General features: G+C 36.0%; 19 protein-coding genes. All 19 read left to right on the forward strand.

The window, feature by feature from the left end:
* Positions 1-3: 3 nt before the first annotated feature.
* The 19 genes from ACRRQV_RS00905 (at position 4) to clpX (ending at position 16,834) form a co-directional block, all read left to right on the forward strand.
* The gene (locus ACRRQV_RS00905) at positions 4-405 is read left to right on the forward strand and encodes a hypothetical protein (protein WP_432526708.1); all 402 of its coding nucleotides are present in this window, start codon (positions 4-6) and stop codon (positions 403-405) included.
* 54 nt (positions 406-459) lie between these two features.
* Complete coding sequence (locus tag ACRRQV_RS00910) at positions 460-1,311, forward strand: SU10 major capsid protein (RefSeq protein ID WP_432526710.1); 852 nt, start codon at positions 460-462, stop codon at positions 1,309-1,311.
* An 89-nt stretch (positions 1,312-1,400) separates the two neighbouring features.
* The gene (locus ACRRQV_RS00915; RefSeq protein ID WP_432526712.1) at positions 1,401-1,571 is read left to right on the forward strand and encodes an XRE family transcriptional regulator; all 171 of its coding nucleotides are present in this window, start codon (positions 1,401-1,403) and stop codon (positions 1,569-1,571) included.
* 174 nt (positions 1,572-1,745) lie between these two features.
* A complete protein-coding gene (locus ACRRQV_RS00920) occupies positions 1,746-2,624 on the forward strand; it encodes a hypothetical protein (RefSeq protein ID WP_432526714.1) in 879 nt (292 codons plus the stop codon).
* Entirely contained in the window at positions 2,621-2,812 is a 192-nt protein-coding gene (locus ACRRQV_RS00925; protein WP_432526716.1) for a hypothetical protein, read from the forward strand. Before ACRRQV_RS00920 ends, ACRRQV_RS00925 begins: the two co-directional genes overlap by 4 nt.
* A gap of 427 nt (positions 2,813-3,239) precedes the next feature.
* A complete protein-coding gene (locus ACRRQV_RS00930; RefSeq protein ID WP_432526718.1) occupies positions 3,240-4,319 on the forward strand; it encodes a hypothetical protein in 1,080 nt (359 codons plus the stop codon).
* 42 nt (positions 4,320-4,361) lie between these two features.
* Positions 4,362-4,751 carry a hypothetical protein gene (locus ACRRQV_RS00935; protein WP_432526720.1) on the forward strand — a complete coding sequence of 130 codons (390 nt, stop codon included), beginning with the start codon at positions 4,362-4,364 and terminating at the stop codon, positions 4,749-4,751.
* A 3-nt stretch (positions 4,752-4,754) separates the two neighbouring features.
* The gene (locus tag ACRRQV_RS00940; RefSeq protein ID WP_432526721.1) at positions 4,755-6,347 is read left to right on the forward strand and encodes a DNA packaging protein; all 1,593 of its coding nucleotides are present in this window, start codon (positions 4,755-4,757) and stop codon (positions 6,345-6,347) included.
* A gap of 34 nt (positions 6,348-6,381) precedes the next feature.
* A complete protein-coding gene (locus ACRRQV_RS00945) occupies positions 6,382-7,752 on the forward strand; it encodes a phage portal protein (protein ID WP_432526723.1) in 1,371 nt (456 codons plus the stop codon).
* 688 nt (positions 7,753-8,440) lie between these two features.
* Complete coding sequence (locus ACRRQV_RS00950; protein WP_432526725.1) at positions 8,441-9,235, forward strand: DUF4145 domain-containing protein; 795 nt, start codon at positions 8,441-8,443, stop codon at positions 9,233-9,235.
* Positions 9,232-9,549, forward strand: a complete 318-nt coding sequence (locus tag ACRRQV_RS00955) for a hypothetical protein (protein WP_432526727.1) — start codon at positions 9,232-9,234, stop codon at positions 9,547-9,549. The genes ACRRQV_RS00950 and ACRRQV_RS00955 overlap by 4 nt, the downstream gene beginning before the upstream one ends.
* An 86-nt stretch (positions 9,550-9,635) precedes the next feature.
* Complete coding sequence (locus tag ACRRQV_RS00960; RefSeq protein ID WP_432526729.1) at positions 9,636-9,929, forward strand: hypothetical protein; 294 nt, start codon at positions 9,636-9,638, stop codon at positions 9,927-9,929.
* Positions 9,930-10,056: 127 nt separating this feature from the next.
* A complete protein-coding gene (locus ACRRQV_RS00965) occupies positions 10,057-10,611 on the forward strand; it encodes a hypothetical protein (RefSeq protein WP_432526731.1) in 555 nt (184 codons plus the stop codon).
* Between the two features lie 149 nt (positions 10,612-10,760).
* Positions 10,761-11,093 (forward strand): hypothetical protein, encoded by a 333-nt coding sequence (locus ACRRQV_RS00970; protein ID WP_432526733.1) that lies wholly within the window; start codon positions 10,761-10,763, stop codon positions 11,091-11,093.
* Between the two features lie 11 nt (positions 11,094-11,104).
* Positions 11,105-11,698 (forward strand): hypothetical protein, encoded by a 594-nt coding sequence (locus tag ACRRQV_RS00975; RefSeq protein ID WP_432526735.1) that lies wholly within the window; start codon positions 11,105-11,107, stop codon positions 11,696-11,698.
* 409 nt (positions 11,699-12,107) lie between these two features.
* Complete coding sequence (locus tag ACRRQV_RS00980) at positions 12,108-12,761, forward strand: DsbA family oxidoreductase (RefSeq protein WP_432527703.1); 654 nt, start codon at positions 12,108-12,110, stop codon at positions 12,759-12,761.
* A 196-nt stretch (positions 12,762-12,957) separates the two neighbouring features.
* Positions 12,958-13,938, forward strand: a complete 981-nt coding sequence (locus ACRRQV_RS00985) for a tetratricopeptide repeat protein (RefSeq protein WP_432526737.1) — start codon at positions 12,958-12,960, stop codon at positions 13,936-13,938.
* 101 nt (positions 13,939-14,039) lie between these two features.
* Complete coding sequence (gene tig, locus ACRRQV_RS00990) at positions 14,040-15,353, forward strand: trigger factor (protein WP_432526739.1); 1,314 nt, start codon at positions 14,040-14,042, stop codon at positions 15,351-15,353.
* 209 nt (positions 15,354-15,562) lie between these two features.
* The gene (gene clpX, locus ACRRQV_RS00995) at positions 15,563-16,834 is read left to right on the forward strand and encodes an ATP-dependent protease ATP-binding subunit ClpX (protein WP_432526741.1); all 1,272 of its coding nucleotides are present in this window, start codon (positions 15,563-15,565) and stop codon (positions 16,832-16,834) included.
* Positions 16,835-16,894: the final 60 nt, after the last annotated feature.

Consider the following 16,894-nt stretch of genomic DNA (forward strand, 5'->3'; position numbering starts at 1 on the left):
ATTATGGAAAACAAAGCAGAACAAACAGTGGAAGCTACTGATATTGAAACTACTGAGGTTATTACAGAAACAGAAGTTATTGATGATATACAAGCAGGTACAGAAGAAATTAATTCCCTGGCCGAAGCTCAGAAAGCGTTAGAAATTCGTGAAGCCGAACTATTTAAACGTGAGATTAAAGCTTCCTTAAAAGAATCGGGACTAGAACAGTTTGAAGAAGTTATCAATGTTTCTAATGAAGCAGAGCTTAAAGCTACTGTCAAAAAACTCACTTCAATTGTTAATGACATTAAAGTATCGCTTTCATATCAGCCAACAGAAAACACTAAGCAAGATTCATATACGGTAGCAAAACAAAATGGAGATTCAAAATCAATGATAAAAGCACTTTTCGGCAATCGCTGATCTGTGCTTTTTAAATTGACTAAAAAACTAAAAAACCCAAAGGTGGAATATTAAATGTTCAAAGTAGAAGATAAAGTAATTGATTTAAGAGACGTATTGGTAGAGGTAAACAAAAAACAGAACCCATTTACAACGTTCTTGTTGTCAAAACAAGTTCCGGCATCTGCACCTGTTTACACTTGGATTCAAACAGAAATTGCTGATTCGGCAGTAACACTTGCAGAAGGTGGAGACGCACCACAATACACTAAAGACGGTAACGAATTGAAACAGATTTTCCTTGAAATCTTTGCTAATACAGCAACAGTTTCTAATACTGCTCAATACTCTAGCCATCATGGAATCAATGATTTACTTGCTAAAGAAGTAGATTCTAAAACTAAAGCTATCAAACGTCGTGTAGAAAACAAATTGATTCATGGTGTCGGTTCTTATGACGCTGCTACTGGTACTTACCATACTAGCGGTATCCTAGAGCAAATTGACACTGACAATAAATTAACTGGTGGAGTATTTGATGATAACGCTTTTGAAGCAGTAGTTGAAAAACTATATGATGCAGGCGTATCTGATAACATGGTTGCTTTCCTTCCAGCATCTATGAAGAAAAACCTTGTTGATTCTGCTAACGTTGTTCACCTTGCAAGAGAGAAATTCATGGGCTTTGACGCTGATGTTTACTCTACAGTTTTTGGACAAGTTACTTTTGTATTGACTGAGGAAATTGGTAAAGGCAAAATGTTTATCGCTAACCCAGAATATATTGAAATGCCTGTTCTTATTCCTTTGCATGGTCAAGTTGAGCCAGTATCAGGTTCTAAACAATCTGTATTCTTGGAAACTCAACTAGGTATTTCTTTGTTGAACGAAAAAGCCGCTGCATCTTTCGAAATCGTAGAAGGTTAATTTAAACTAATTGGCACTTACCTTAATTGGTGAGTGTCATTTTTTAATACAAGAAAATCAAAAATTTAAATGGGAAGAAGGGAATTAATATGGAAAAGATTGATCTGTTTTTACTTAGAAGAAAAAAGGGAATCAAGCTTCGTGAAATTGCAAATTACATTGATTGTTCTATAGCAATGTTATCGCTCTATGAAAATGATAAAGCTAACCTAGACGTTAATAAGCAAATGAAGTATAGAGAATTTATCGAACAGAACTAAACACATAAAAGAGAATCCCAATATAAGAAGGAGTTGTAATATGAATAATCAACTTAGCTTTCCTTTTTCTCTACATTAGGCAATCGCCTGTTTCTGTATTTATAAAAATGCAGTGAGTATATTGAGAAAAAGGAAGCAACAGCCAAAGGGAACTATCTTGATGAATCATTCATCATGCAAAAGAAAATTAGAGAAGAATACGCAAACTGGACTAACGATTTAAATAAAGATAAATACAACTTAATGATTACAAATGACATGGATAGCTTGCTAAGTGCGATGTTTTTGAAGCATCATTTCGGCTTAGAGGTTAATTCGTTCTTTAGCTTTCATAGCATTAGCAAGATTAACCCTATGGATCAGCGTGAACCTATCGGAGTTGATGCAGCATTAGCTACTGGCAAAACTTTTGACAATCACCTCACACGATTAAATGCTAACAGCTATTTCAATACTGAATCAGCAAATATCAACTTAGTGTCAAATGTTCATAGAGATTGCTACACAGATAAATTTGCTATGAGTACACTAATTCAACTCTATGCTTTGTATAATATTCCTCTTCCAGAAACAGTGCAGGGGAAAATGATTCTTCTTTGTTGTGACGTTGGATTCAAGGGTTATTATGATGAACGCTTTAGAGATACTTTTCTATCGTACCTAGAGAAGTTTGAAATGATGGAGTTAGTTGAAGTATTGGAAATGTATACTAAGGATCAATTGTATTGGTTCATGCTACGTGCTGAAATGGATATTAGTATTAGATTGCAGCAATCAGGCAAAAACAAAGGGAAGTTGTGCTTTGATTCTTCTGGTAACAATCCTGATTTAACAGCAAGGTGGGAGCAACGGATTGACTTGAAATGGTATGAGAAACATTTAGGTTATCCTGTAGAGCTTCCAGAAGCTTCATTTGAGACAGTAGAAAAGTTTGCTGCTAGAACTATTGAATGGGACGAATTAGATAGTATGACAATGGATAGAGCTTTCAGTTATGCGTTTATTAATAAGAGAAAGATTATGATTTCAGAACGAAAGGAGAGTCAATTATGAAACGAATAGATGAAGCTACTAGCAATGATTTCTTTTTCTGCTATACAAAGAATTTATCGCTATTCCTAAAAGAGCAAGGGATTCCCTATATCATTAAAGCTAAAAGCATTAAGGACGATAGCAATATCTTCACGTTATATGCAAAAGGTGAACAGTTGCAGAGAGCTTTAGATAAATACAACAAGTAATATACTTTTGGACTAAGCTTAGGTATAATATATAATTATATATATGTCTTAGCTTAGTCCAAAATAAATTATTTAATTACAACTGAGCAAACTTGTTTGCGAAAGAGGTTGCACACCTGCAACCGATACTATATAAGCGTCTTTCATAGTTCGCTATGCTCACGATTTCAAGACGGTGCTTAATGCACCTTCATTATTTTTATATTACTTATACAAAGGAGAATTATTATGAGAAACAACTATAACTGCTTTAGCTATAAACAAATGAAATTTCTTATGGAGAATGGACAAATACCAATCCATTGCATGGCTCATTCAGAGACAAAAAAGACATTTTGGATTTTTTCTCAAAATGAATCCTTGAGCAATCTCCTGAAAACTTGGACGCAAAACAAAACTAACTTATAGAATTGAGATGACTTATAGAATGACACTTATAGAAAAAGAATTTTATACGGAACGTGAAGCTATTGAATTGTTAATGCTATATAGCTACAGTGATGGCTCAGAGTTTGAAACAGCAGTTTGGAAAGAACGTGGAGCATTAAAGAAAAATAGCTCTACTCATAAAGCCGTATTGCGTAAATTAAATTGCCTATTTGATAACGTATCTTGTGAAGGAAAAGAAAGTGTTCGCAAATACTTCTTAACTGGCCTAAAGGATCAACCAATTAAAGATATGGGTGGAAACATTGGTAGACGGGCAACGAGCAAAGATTTCTTAATGGACGAGTATATCTTCAATAAATTAGTTGAGCTTAAAGATAATTCGGCTAATGCTTATGGAGCGTGGATAAGAGAGTTGAAGATTCTTGAAAGCCATAATTTCTATTCAAAAAAGATAGTAAATATGATTGGTAAGCTTCATGAAGAAACGCCAGGACTCTTTAACGCTAGTGAAATTCGTGATGAATTTATTCATACCATTACTAAAAGAAATTTAGATATTGTCGAAAACGCTTTTCAGCGATTGGAGAAAGATAAGCGAATAGAATTAAAGGTTTTCTATAACTTCAAGAAAATTGACGGTAGTAATAAATTAGTTAGTAAACAGGAATATGATGAAGTGAGCGAAGAATTTACTTCATTTCTTAAAAAAGAAGAAACTAGTTATCACAGATTTAATAAAATCAGAAACAAAAAGCGTCCTAGTGAACGAGAAATTGAAATACTGGAATCTGCAAAAAAACAACTAGCTCATTTTGATATAGAATACTATTACAAAAGTTATCAAGTGAAGATTGTAGATGAAACAATCCGACAAGACATGAACAAAGAGGAATTTGAAAAAGTATACTTTGACCGTTTATTAGAACTAACTGAGTATAGGCAAGAGAAATATTTAGGTAAGCAAACAGAATACTTTTGGCAGAAATATTATAAATTAAATACCTTAGCCATTCTGAGACATATAGGAGTTGAGGGATTGGATAATGAAATCGAAATAGAATTAAATAAACGTCCAATAGCATTTGGACATAACGTGGACTTGTCAGAGATATTCTGACAGGTCTTTTTTTGTGCAGAAAATCAGAAGGAGAAGATATAGATGGATATTTATGAAGCACTAAAGGGACTAAGTTGGAAGAAACGTATGTATTTTTGTTGGAAACATGATCTGAGCTATGACCAGAACAAAGAAAAAGAGACAGAAGAAAAGTTAATGTCAAAACTAGGTGTGAAATCCTTTAATGAATATACAAAATGGGAACGAACGCCACAGTATTTACAGTTACTTTCCCTGTATTTAGAATCAAAATTTGCTAATGATTTAGAGAAGGTATATAAGAATACCGCTGAACGTGCTGTAGCAGAAGATGCAGATGAAAAGAGCATCAAGTTGCTACTACAAATTCAAAAGGAAATCAGAGCTTTCAATAAGGCAGCGAGCAATGTTAAACCATCTGATTCTAATTCATTTGATGATTTGGAGTTGTAATAGATGGTAGTAGCGAAAGAAAAGAAGCCGACAAACAAGCTAGAAGCCGTATTAAATGACTTTGAAGCATTCGCTAAGAACTTTGTAGAGATACAGAATAATGATGGAGAACGTCAGAAGTTCACTATTAATGAAGCTCAGAGAGATATTGAGAAGTTGCTTAAAGATAATAAATTTGTAGTTGTCCCAAAGTCCAGACAGGCAGGAATTACAACTTATATGCTGGCTAAGGCATTGCATTTAGCTTGTACAGTACCTAATCAGAATATATTGATTGTATCTTATCTAGGTGCGTCTGCTAAATCACTATTCGATAAGCTTAAAGATATGAACTCTACTTTACCTAGAGAGAAATATCCTAACGCTTTTCCTAAAGTTAAACGTGAGAATAGATCGGAACTATTTTTTGAGAATGGTTCACGTATTACATCAACAACGGCAGGCGATAAGGATATTGGACGAGGTATAACAATAGATTTCTGTTTGCTATCAGAATTAGCTTTCTACAATGATATTGATAGACAGTTGCTTTCAGTAATCCAATCATTAGCTAAAGGAAAGCACAGTAGATTGATTATAGAATCAACTGCTAAAGGCATGAATAGCTTCTATGAGCTTTGTATGAACTCTGATAAGGGCAAGAGTCGATTCAAGATGTACTTCATTCCTTTTTATCATAAGTTGTATTTGAAACAATGGAGGACTGAAATGGACGAAGCCGAAGAATGGTTTAAATCAACTAATAAAGGCGTTCGATTATCTCCAAAGGACTTTGAGGAAGATGAAAAGATACTTCATGAAAAGGGTTGTGCTATCAGAAGTTTAATGTGGAGACGTTTTAAACTACTTGATATGGATTTAGAAGAGTTTCATCAAGAATATCCTAGTACCCTTTATGAATCATTTGTAGCTTCTGGTAACAGTTTATTCAAGCAATCTAAGATTCTGGAACGCATGGATTATATAACCCCACCATTAGAACGTGATGAGCTTGATGGAGAAATCCCTCAATTGCTTTTTCGCTTTATTGGTCGTGGCTTAGAAGTATTTCACCTACCAAAGAAATCAAAACGTTATTTCTCAGGAGTGGACGTTGCAGCCGGTGTAGGTGGAGATGATTCAACCATGAGCATTATTGATGATGATGGACAGGAAGTATTAGCTTTCTACTCTAATAAAGTGAGTCCGCATGATTTCGCTGAAATTATTAATTCTCTCGGTAAGTGGTATAACTACAGTTTTATTTGCGTAGAGAGAAATAGTTATGGATCAGTCGTATTGCAGCAATTGAGAGAAGTACATGAATACATGAACCTATACAAAATGAAATCATTTGATGAACGTGGGAAGAAGAAATTAAAGCTAGGGTGGCTTTCTACAGCACAAACTAAAACGCATGGTATTAGTATGCTCAGACAAAACTTTGAGACAGGCCTGATTAACATTGAATGTAAAACCTTGCTTGAACAAATGACTATATACGTTGAAAAAGACGGAAAACTAGGGAACAAACGTGGAGAGAAAAACCATGATGATTTAGTAATTAGCATGATGCTTTCCAATATCGCAATGGCAGAAGGTAAATGGTACGTCTAATTGACGTACACAAAAAAGAAAGATAGGTGTACAGATGAACTTAGAGCAATATAAAAAAGTAAAGTACAAAAATGATGAACATTGGTTCGTTGAAGAAGTAAATACAGTACAGAATCAGCAACGTCTATTGAACATTGAAGTTAAGAAAGATTATTTAATGGGCAATCATAAGATTCAAAACTTACCATCGTTTATGTATAACGGTGAAGTTATTACACCACGTAAGATTGTATTGCAGACCGCTAAAACATTGCTTAACTTCCATACTCAGTTTCTTTTGAAAAATGATGTTCAATTGACTGGGAATGAAAAAATGATTGATGAATTGGCGAAGGTGAATAAGCTAGGGAAGTATAATGCTAAAAACTTAAAGATTCTATCTAATTTACTTAAATTCGGATCTTGTGCTGAATACGTCTATGTAAATAAAAAGGGATATATTGATTCTAAAATTATTCCGTCAGACGAGGGAACTCCTGTATACAATCACCATAATGAAATGATTTCTTTCGTTCAATCTTATGTATTTGATGGAATTTCATATTACACAGTATATGAGGAAGATGTAGTTAAGGAATATACAAATGAGGGTGGAAAGGTGAAACTTACGGCTCAATATGCAAACCTTTCTGGGCTTCCTATCCATTATCATACCCATAATGAATACTCAGACATTGAAGGATCAAGCGTATTAGATGATTTCATTGGCATCTTAGACAACATGGAGCTATTGCTTTCTAAGACCGTAGACGCTACTTATACTCATTTTCAAGGTATTCCTGTTATCACTGGTCAACGCTTAAATAATGGGGGTATGCCGAAAGAATTAGTCAACGGTGGACTACATTTAGATGATGGTAGTACCTTTGATTTCAAGAGCAATCAGTTAGATATTAAAGCGTTTGAAGCATTGTATAACCAATTGAATCAAAGCTTATTAGATGTATCTGGTACTCCTGCCGTATCTATGAATAAGAGCGATATATCTAATCTATCTGAGGTATCTATTACAATGCTATTCGGATTGGCTGAGGTTAAAGCATCTGAGAATGAGGGTTATCTTAAAGAGGGATTATATGAGCGTTATGATAAGATTCGTAAACTATTAAGCTATAGAGGTATCGCTATCACTGATGATGAGTATGCTTCACTAGAGCTATTGTTTAGATACAACAGACCTTCTAATGAGTCAGAGACGGTTAAGAACTTGAAGGAGCTTAGAGAGATGAACGCTATCTCTATGGAGTCATTGCTTGAACAGTCACCTTATTCAACTGATCCATTGATGGAGTTAGCTAGATTGAAAGCAGAGGAAGCAAGTAAGCCAGTTGTAATTGATGAACAGATTAAACCTGTATCTGATGTGAATGAAGTTGTTAAGGAAGTTAACGCTTTAGTTGAGTGAAGTGTTTAGCGTAAAGGGTTGGAAATAGTAGGGGAAATATCCTGAAAATATAATGAAAATAATTCTGAAAATAGTGGGAAAATAAGGCGTAAACGGGATAGAGATAATATCAAATTTTTTTCACTGTTATACCGTTGAAATTCTTCATTATATATAGGCACATGGCTTAAAAAAGTAAATTTTTTTTGATGAAATTTTAAAAATAGAGTTTATGAGGAAATTGTAGCTCTATTTTTAAAGTTTTAATGATGATCGCTATACGTTCAAAGATGCTGCTATATCAACGTCAAATTGTCTAAAGTAACATAATGCTTATTATAGTACCGTGATTTTCATTGAAATTTAGCTTTTAGAGTTAGATGTATGGAATGTATAAGAATCATGGGATATATACAAGTTAATGAATTAATAAAGGCATATATACAAACCATTTTGAAGCGTTAAATACGTCGATATATGCAAACCTTAGAGCCGCAAGGGATTGAGCGAATAATCAAGTTGACATAAGGTAAGTTATCGGAAGTTAGGAAATTCCTATTCAAATTCTATTCACCACGTTACCTTAACTTCAAAATAGGTGCGCCCACCACATACGATTTTTCACACACAGAAAATTTTAAACAGTAACCAAGCGTAATAACCTTTATATGGTAAAGTGAATATAAAAGTTATTTACGAGGGGTGTATTATGCAGAAAGAAACAGAGAGATTAGAAAAATTGGATAGACAAGTTTATTGTTCATTTTGTGAGGGCAAAAGAAATCACTATATTGTTTTATGTCATGAGGAAGAAGCTGAACCACGTTCTGATTTCTATTGGCGTGCTACTTTTTATATAGTGAAATGTGCTGGGTGTGATTATGTAGCTTTTGTACGTAAATATGGAGATGAAGATAATGTTCAATTTATAGAAAATCAACCTGTATGGTATGACGAATACACTGTATATCCCGAAGAACCAAAGGCAGAAGATCCCCATGATCCATTCAGTAATTTTAAGGAAATTAAAGCTAAGTATTTTCATTATGCACCAGCAAACATTAAGGAACTATATAAACAAATCGTGGAAGCTTTTAATAATCAACATTATATATTAGCCACGTTTGGATTGAGAGCTTTAATTGAAGGAATTTGTTCTGAACTGAAAATTAAGAATGGCTATTTATATGAGATAGATAAAACTAGGAAACTAGACGACAACAATAATGAAATTCATACAAATAGTTTAGGTGGAAGAATCTTTGGGTTATATGAGAAAGGTCATATTTTATTTCCCAACGCTTTAATATTATTGGAAATAAAAAAAGTTGGTAATAACGCACTTCATGATATTGATATTCCTCATTTTGTAAATCTTAATAACATGATTAAAATTCTTGAAAAAATTATGGATGATGTATATGAATTGAACAATCACCGTTTTATTATGAAGGAAAAGAAACAAGGTGTAAGTATTCCAACATCTGAAAAAGGTGCGAAATGAAAATCATAGTAATGTGTGAAGCTTGTAATCAAGCAGCAGAATATAAACCAGAACATGAAATGTATGAAGTAGGCGTTTATACAATAGAAGATAAATTTCTCGTTGGAGTAGATTGGGATAATGAAATTAAAGATAATATTAATGAAGATTTCCTGACTGATCTAACTGAATCCTCTACAATAGAAAGAACTACTGAGGTTCTTGTAAATGATATTACTAAAAACATTTATGCTGATACTTCTGATTTCGATTTATGCTTCACATGTAAGAGCTGTGGAGATCAAATTATATTAAATGACTTCCAATTAAAATAGAATAAAAGTTTATAGCTTTTTAAAAATTTTTTAGAGATTTTAATATACCTTATATAGTATTGTATATATAGGAGGTGTGTATAAAAATGGAAAAAGATTTATCCTTTTTAGAAAAATTAAATTGGAATCAAATGAAAAGAAGTGGTGGAAAAATTTTCATTGTGGATTTAAATGAAAGTTTAATCAGTCCAAAAGATATAACGGAGGAATTCGAAAGAAAAGAATTAGAGACAGTTAATAGTATTGTTCTAAATACCTCTCATGAAATGAATACTTTTTGCACCGGTACTTACTATGAGATAAAAGAACGAATCCTCGACAACCATGACAATTTAATTTTAATCGCTCAATCTCACACTATTAATTTTCAACGAAAATAATTAATTTAAACACTCTCTAAAATAAGAGGGTGTTTTTTATATTTAATTCGACATGAAACAGGTTACCTAAATAGATAATAATGGTAAAATTATTCAGAAGTCATTATGCACTGAGAGAGGGATTAGTTTGCAGGAAGAAAAAAATCTTAAAACATTTAGATACTCAATTAATCATGATTTTTTAGTTTTCTTTATAGGCATATCGTTTTCTTTAATAGGACTGATGAATATAGCTTACAAAATTCCAGTTGAATACATTGTTAGTATTTCGTTTGCAGGGTTCTTTTTCGTATATGCAGATTTTGTTGAAATAGCTAATGAAAATATGAAGAAATTAAAAATGGTACACTCATTGCTTTTGTTTTTAGGGGTGTTTTCTTTTACAGCTTTACCAGTATATTTTTTAGTATTTCCTGAACTCTTCGACTTGTTAAAGAAACATAGTGACTCATACACCATTATAGCTTTAGGTATTGTTTTAATAATATTTAACATAAAGTCCAACAGGGCTAAAATTGCTACCTTTGAAAAAGTTTCTATTGATTCTGTTGAACTGATTAATAAATATGGAAGTTTGTTAAATGTGACAGATGATAAATTGACAGAACTTAATTCTAAAGTGGAAACTCTAAAAGTTGAAAATGAAAAACTAAAAAGGATACTAGAAGGAAAAGGAATTTAGCTTTTATATGGAAGAATTTAAAACACTCTACAGTGCTACTACTGTAGAGTGTTTTCTTTTATCCGAATTTATACCATGAAAGGAACAAATCAATATAGAAAATATAAATGTAGAAACTTTCAATATCGACAATAGAGAGGAAAGATAAAATGAAGAATATTCAACGCTTAGAAATGGAAACAAAGGGGATCGACTTATCCCAACAAGAACTAATAATTTATCTACAGGAGAACGGTTTAAATCCACATGATGAATATAACGCTCAATCTCCATCATCTAAGAAAGCTATCTATCAAACGGCATTATCTACATTAGAATCAGTAGCTAATAATCCTGAAATGATGCGTAATGTGAAAATGGACGATATGACAGTATCAGAATTTCATGAGAATTTAACTGATCGTATAGATCAACTAGAAAAGAAAATTCGTGGTATGAGAACAGATGCTAACCAATCTGATTTTTTCATGCTATTTAGATAAGGAGAGATTAGATGAATCTATTAGATAACTACACGCTGTTAAACGATACTTTTAAATCTCTCTCTGAGATAGTCCTTATCAATGGTGAACCTAGACAGGCAATCATTGGTATGGCTTATCTAGGAGTAGTAGAAAATCGTCATATCAATACGCTAGAACCTATTAAACGTGGGGATTATGTAGAACACAAAGGGCATATGTATATTGTTTCTGAGGAAGTTAAAACGCCTAGACAGAATAAATATCGTGCCACTATGACAAGTTGCAATATAACAATAGAAGTACGTGATTTAATAGAACGGGTTAAAGTCGGTACTGATGGTATGGGTAGACCAATTTATGAAGATATTTATTCCGATCCTTATTATATTGAGGGCGCTATGAAGCAATGGGAACGTAGTTTAAATGATGCTTTTGCTGTTACAATGATGGACGTTTCATTTTTTGTAGACGTTCAAGATAATCCCAAGAATAGAGAACAATTTAAAATCAACAATGTCTATAAGATTAATGGAATGGACGTAGCAGTTAATTTACAAGACCTTTCGCAAGATGGATTGCTTGGTTTATTGTTCGTTAAAACTGGTAAAGAAGCACCTTATTAATCGTTGACAACCCATTTTCTTCCTATATAATTAACCTTAGAAAGTAGTTTCGGTCATGGTTCGACAATTGTTCTAATCTCCCCAACTAAGAAAATACAGTTATATGTAAGCGTCAGTAATGATGTTTGCGTTTTGTATTTTTTAGTCGGTCGGGGGTTCGAATCCCTCCTGGGACATTTTGGAATATTACTATAGAAGGAACTCCTGATCTTAGCCGATCGGGAGTTTTTCTTTTTGTCTTCGGTTATTGCCCTTAAAAAATGAAGAATCATTATTCAGTTTGTGTGTTTGCAAAACAGATCACGTGAAAAATCCAAGAATTTCGCTTAATCTAAGAGTGACATGAGAAACTGGAGGGATACCGATGCACATTGAAATGTGGACCGATTTTGCTTGACCATTTTGCTATATTGGCAAACGGCGTCTGGAAGACGCCATTCAGAAGATTGACCATCCAATTGAAGTGACGTATAGAAGCTTTGAACTGGACCCGACAATGAAGCGGGACATTAAAGAAAACATGTATGAAATGCTCGCAAAAAAATACGGCATGACGCTTGCGCAGGCAAAATCAAATACGGCAAATATGGTGCAGATGGCTAAAGAGCTCGGGCTTGACTATCAGTTGGACAATTTGATCTTGACCAATACGTTTGATGCACACCGTTTGACTTTATTTGCAAAAGCGCACGGCTTGATGGCTGAAATGACCGAGCGAATTTTGCGCGCTTATTTTACCGAATCGAAACATATTGGCGATCACGAAACATTGACGGAATTAGCCGCAGAAGTCGGGCTTGACCGTCCAGCAGTTGAAAAAATGCTTGCGGGCGATGACCTGGCTGACGAAGTGCGCAGTGATGAACAAACAGCTGCCCAGTACGGCGTAACCGGAGTTCCGTTCTACTTGATCAATAAAAAATACGCCCTTACCGGCGCACAGCCGACGGATGTATTTGTCGAGGCGTTGACGAAAATTATCGCTGAAGATGAAATCGTGGTTTTACACGGCCAAGATGGCGTCGTTTGCGACGAAAATGGCTGTGAAATTCCCACGAAATAATGCATAGGCCAAACGATTCCGGTTTTTACTGTGGATCGTTTTTTTCTTAATACAACAAAAGGACGAATCTGGAAAGCTTTATAGTTGGCAAAATGTGTTTCTTCTATTATTCAAGAAGGAATCTTCTGTTTCACACTTTTTTATTTTCCCGCAAAAAGTCGTTGTGATATGATATCAGTACAAATGGGGTGGGCAGATGCGGAAAAAATACCGGGAGTTAAAGCGTAAAGGCAATGTGATTGTGTTCCCGACTACGATCACTCGCCTGCTGACAGACGGCATGAATTTTTTAAAGAACGAACAATACGAAGAAGCAAGAGATAAATTGTATCAAGTGTTGTCCTATGAACCGGATAATGCGGCGGCGCTTGGAGCGTATGCATACAGTTTGTTTGAACTCGGCGATTACGACGAAGCCTTGGAAGTGTGCCGAGAGCTATTGAAAGTCGGGCCGATTCATTACCTGGAAACAATGGAATTATACATAAGCATTCTCATGCAAGTCCGCGAATACCAGGAAGCGGAACAAATGATTGAAATTTTAATAGAAGAAAAAGTGCTGCCTGAGGAGCGGCTCGAGCAGTTCCGGCAGCTTCGAGATTTAAATGAACGCATCGTGACCAACGCCTCCATTGAAAAAGCCGCACCTTCGCTTTTTGCGCTGGATCATTTCTTGACGTTGTCGCCGGTAGAACAAGAGCGGCTGATTATGGATTTGCCGATAGATTCCTATAACGCGATGAAAAGCTCATTGATTAAAATTGTCGAGCATCCGGATGTAGACTTGCTGACTAAAACATACATATTGTTTATGCTCCACCAAGAAAAAGTCAGAGGCAAGGTCCGCGTCGAGAAGTTTAACTACGAAGCAGAGTTTTCAATTGGCGCGCTTCCGGATCCGATCAAAAGCAAGCGGCTTGATGAAATCAAAAGCTTGATGGAAGAGGCACTGTCGAAAGATCCAACTCGCTTGGATATGATTCTCGAGCTGTTTGAACGCCACATCTACTTGATGTATCCGTTTCAGTGGGATGACTTTGAACCGGTTGAAGTAGCGGAAGCGTATATGAGTTATTTGGATTTATTGTTCACTGGAGAAGAATCATTTTCCGGCGACGAAAACTTAATGAACCTGGTAATTACCGCCGAACAATGGTTTGAATGGCGCAATGGATAGAAATAGTTGAACAAACCGCTATGTGTGATATAATATGGGAGTTGTCAAAAACCGTAGAAAACGTGGTATGACTCTGTAGAAAATGTTTGGAGGGCTTATATATGTCAGCAAAATGGGAAAAGCAAGAAGGTAACACTGGAACATTAACAGTTGAAGTGTCTGCTGAAGAAGTAAATGCAGGACTAGACAAAGCTTTCAAAAAAGTTGTAAAAGAAATTAACGTGCCTGGCTTCCGCAAAGGGAAAATGCCTCGCCAAATGTTCGAAAAACGCTTTGGCGTCGAATCACTTTACCAAGACGCTTTGGATTTCATCTTGCCAGACGCTTATGCGAATGCAGTTGAAGAAGCAGGCCTCAACCCTGTTGACCGTCCTGAAATCGACATCGAAACGTTGGAAAAAGGCCAACCGCTTGTATTCACAGCTAAAGTAACGGTTAAACCGGAAGTTCAGCTTGGCGAATACAAAGGTCTTGAAGTATCGAAACAAGATACAAACGTAACGGATGAAGAAATCGAAGAAACGTTGAAACAGAACCAAGACCGTTTTGCTGAACTTGTTGTCAAAGAAGACGAAGCAATCGTTGCAGGCGATACTGCTGTAATCGACTTCGAAGGATTTGTTGATGGCGAAGCGTTCGAAGGCGGACAAGGAAACGATTATTCTTTGGAAATCGGATCTAACTCGTTCATCCCTGGCTTTGAAGACCAACTAGTTGGCGCGAAATCTGGAGAAGAAAAAGAAGTAGAAGTAACATTCCCAGAAGAATACCACGCTGCTGAACTTGCAGGAAAAGCTGCAACATTCAAAGTGAAAATCAACGAAGTAAAAGGCAAAGAACTTCCTGAACTTGATGACGATTTTGCAAAAGAAATCGATCCTGAAGTTGCAACTCTTGAAGAACTTCGCACAAAAATGAAAGAAAACTTGGCTGCTGAAAAAGCGACATCTTCTGAGTCGACACTACGCGATGAGCTAGTGCAAAAAGCTGCGGCTAACGCAACAATCGATCTTCCGCATGCAATGATCCACACTGAAATGGACCGCATGATGCAAGATTTCGAACAGCGCTTGACTCAACAAGGCATGAACCTTGATCTTTACTATCAATTCTCTGGCCAAAACGAAGAAGCTCTTCGCGGCCAAATGCACGGCGATGCAGAAACGCGCGTCCGCATTTCGTTGACGCTTGAAGCAATCGCTGCTGCTGAGAACATTGAAGTAACAAGCGAAGACATCAACAAAGAACTTCAGAAAATGGCTGATCAATTCAACATGGATATCGAAGCAATCAAAACTGCTTTAGGCGGTACTGAAATGCTTGAAAACGATATCCGCATGCAAAACACGGTTGAATTCCTAGTGGAAAACGCCAACATCACGACTGAAGTTGCTAACGCAGAAGACGCTGAATAATCGACCGACATAAGGATTAAATAAAACAAGGCGCGGAGACGTGCCTTGTTTTACTCTACATAGAAGATAATTAAGGATTTCTTCCAATAAGAAGAGAACCGTTAAATACAATGACGCACATACATAACTGAAGAAACTAGTTTGAATCTTATTAGTTGCTCAAATTAATATAATCTTGTAAGATAATGGCTTGAATAGGGGTGAATACATTGTTCAAATTCAATGACGAAAAAGACCATTTAAAATGTTCGTTTTGTGGCAAGCCACAGGAGCAGGTTCGTAAACTGGTTGCAGGACCAGGTGTTTATATTTGTGACGAATGTATTGAGCTTTGTACGGAAATCGTAGAAGAAGAGCTTGGTACAGAAGAAGAAGTAGAATTTAAAGAAGTGCCTAAGCCAAAAGAGATTTTAAACATTCTCAACGGATATGTAATCGGACAGGAAAAAGCGAAAAAATCGCTTGCTGTTGCGGTTTACAACCACTATAAACGCGTGAACTCAAACAGCAAAATCGACGACGTTGAGTTGTCGAAGTCTAATATTGTGTTAATCGGACCAACAGGCAGCGGGAAAACGTTGCTGGCTCAGACTTTGGCTCGCATTCTTAATGTGCCGTTCGCTATTGCAGATGCCACTTCACTAACTGAAGCTGGTTATGTCGGCGAAGACGTTGAAAACATCTTGTTGAAACTGATCCAGGCAGCGGACTACGATGTGGAACGTGCGGAAAAAGGCATTATCTATATCGATGAAATCGATAAAGTGGCCCGTAAATCCGAGAACCCGTCGATTACCCGCGATGTTTCTGGTGAAGGCGTTCAGCAAGCCTTGCTTAAAATCTTGGAAGGTACGACTGCAAGTGTGCCGCCACAAGGTGGACGCAAGCATCCTCACCAAGAATTTATTCAAATCGATACGACAAACGTCTTGTTTATCGTAGGCGGCGCTTTTGATGGCGTTGACCAAATCATCAAACGCCGTTTGGGCAATAAAATCATCGGTTTCGGCGCAGATCCGAACAAAGAAGAGTTGGATGAAAAATCATTGCTTAGCCAATTGATCCCTGAGGATTTATTGAAATTCGGCTTGATCCCTGAATTTATCGGCCGTTTGCCAGTATTGGCGAGCCTTGAGCAATTGGATGAAAACGCGCTCGTTCAGATTTTGACTGAACCGAAAAACGCGTTGATCAAACAATACCAAAAAATGATGGAATTGGATGATGTGGAATTGTCATTCGAAGACGCAGCATTGGTGGAAATTGCGAAATTGGCAATTGAACGCAAAACTGGTGCCCGCGGACTTCGTTCGATCATCGAAAACATCATGCTTGAAGTGATGTTCGACTTGCCATCTCGCGAAGACATCGTCGAATGCGTCATTACGAAAGAAACTGTAACCGATAACGTACTGCCAAAACTCATCTTAAAAGATGGTACGGAATACGTTGGAGACAATAACGAGAAAACATCCGCATAAACTGAAACTTATGGAAGCTCGGCTTTCAGAAAGTGAAGTTGACCGTTTAGGCGGGAGAAA

The organism is Planococcus sp. YIM B11945, assembly GCF_050864155.1.
Classification (GTDB): domain Bacteria; phylum Bacillota; class Bacilli; order Bacillales_A; family Planococcaceae; genus Planococcus.

What these genes read in the sequence shown, in the direction of transcription:
- ACRRQV_RS00905 (WP_432526708.1), top strand. Translation starts at nt 4, where the DNA reads ATGGAAAACAAAGCAGAACAAACAGTGGAAGCTACTGATATTGAAACT.
- ACRRQV_RS00910 (WP_432526710.1), top strand. Translation starts at nt 460, where the DNA reads ATGTTCAAAGTAGAAGATAAAGTAATTGATTTAAGAGACGTATTGGTA.
- ACRRQV_RS00915 (WP_432526712.1), top strand. Translation starts at nt 1,401, where the DNA reads ATGGAAAAGATTGATCTGTTTTTACTTAGAAGAAAAAAGGGAATCAAG.
- ACRRQV_RS00920 (WP_432526714.1), top strand. Translation starts at nt 1,746, where the DNA reads ATGCAAAAGAAAATTAGAGAAGAATACGCAAACTGGACTAACGATTTA.
- ACRRQV_RS00925 (WP_432526716.1), top strand. Translation starts at nt 2,621, where the DNA reads ATGAAACGAATAGATGAAGCTACTAGCAATGATTTCTTTTTCTGCTAT.
- ACRRQV_RS00930 (WP_432526718.1), top strand. Translation starts at nt 3,240, where the DNA reads ATGACACTTATAGAAAAAGAATTTTATACGGAACGTGAAGCTATTGAA.
- ACRRQV_RS00935 (WP_432526720.1), top strand. Translation starts at nt 4,362, where the DNA reads ATGGATATTTATGAAGCACTAAAGGGACTAAGTTGGAAGAAACGTATG.
- ACRRQV_RS00940 (WP_432526721.1), top strand. Translation starts at nt 4,755, where the DNA reads ATGGTAGTAGCGAAAGAAAAGAAGCCGACAAACAAGCTAGAAGCCGTA.
- ACRRQV_RS00945 (WP_432526723.1), top strand. Translation starts at nt 6,382, where the DNA reads ATGAACTTAGAGCAATATAAAAAAGTAAAGTACAAAAATGATGAACAT.
- ACRRQV_RS00950 (WP_432526725.1), top strand. Translation starts at nt 8,441, where the DNA reads ATGCAGAAAGAAACAGAGAGATTAGAAAAATTGGATAGACAAGTTTAT.
- ACRRQV_RS00955 (WP_432526727.1), top strand. Translation starts at nt 9,232, where the DNA reads ATGAAAATCATAGTAATGTGTGAAGCTTGTAATCAAGCAGCAGAATAT.
- ACRRQV_RS00960 (WP_432526729.1), top strand. Translation starts at nt 9,636, where the DNA reads ATGGAAAAAGATTTATCCTTTTTAGAAAAATTAAATTGGAATCAAATG.
- ACRRQV_RS00970 (WP_432526733.1), top strand. Translation starts at nt 10,761, where the DNA reads ATGAAGAATATTCAACGCTTAGAAATGGAAACAAAGGGGATCGACTTA.
- ACRRQV_RS00975 (WP_432526735.1), top strand. Translation starts at nt 11,105, where the DNA reads ATGAATCTATTAGATAACTACACGCTGTTAAACGATACTTTTAAATCT.
- ACRRQV_RS00985 (WP_432526737.1), top strand. Translation starts at nt 12,958, where the DNA reads ATGCGGAAAAAATACCGGGAGTTAAAGCGTAAAGGCAATGTGATTGTG.
- tig (WP_432526739.1), top strand. Translation starts at nt 14,040, where the DNA reads ATGTCAGCAAAATGGGAAAAGCAAGAAGGTAACACTGGAACATTAACA.